The 416-nt window shown below is 52.6% G+C and carries 1 protein-coding gene; it reads right to left on the bottom strand.

Going from position 1 to position 416, the window contains the following annotated elements:
- Positions 1–131: 131 nt before the first annotated feature.
- Positions 132–407, bottom strand: coding sequence for a hypothetical protein (locus AC0L20_RS40000; RefSeq protein ID WP_473295668.1), 276 nt, complete (start codon positions 405–407; stop codon positions 132–134).
- Positions 408–416 lie beyond the last annotated feature (9 nt).

Raw genomic sequence — 416 nt, 5'->3', positions numbered from 1 at the left:
GGTGCCCACCTTCACCGGTAATGACATTGCCCGTGACTTTGGCAAGCTGGACGATTAAGACGAGTCTTTTAAATGTTCAACCCCGGCAAGTTGGAATGTGCTGTGGGAATAAGCCTAAACACATGTAGGGCTTAGCTGTTTATTCTCGGCCTTGTCCTCCTGTTCCGCACACTGTGTAACTCTCTCCTTAATTCGATGTTTATGTTGCCTGTCAATAGGAGCAATCCGAAGGTGGGCAGCGAGCCTTCCTGCGTGTTGAACAGATGCAGGGCTATCACATGGGGGTTCTCGCCAATGTCGAACCAATGGGGCACCCCGGCGGGTACGATCAGCAGATCGTACTTCTCACACCGCACGCCGTAGACGTGATCGCCTATGTGCAACGAGAACAACCCCTGACCCGCGATGAAGAATCG

Source organism: Bradyrhizobium sp. Kon58, from assembly GCF_055807455.1.
This window is presented reverse-complemented; position numbering and strand designations above follow the sequence as displayed.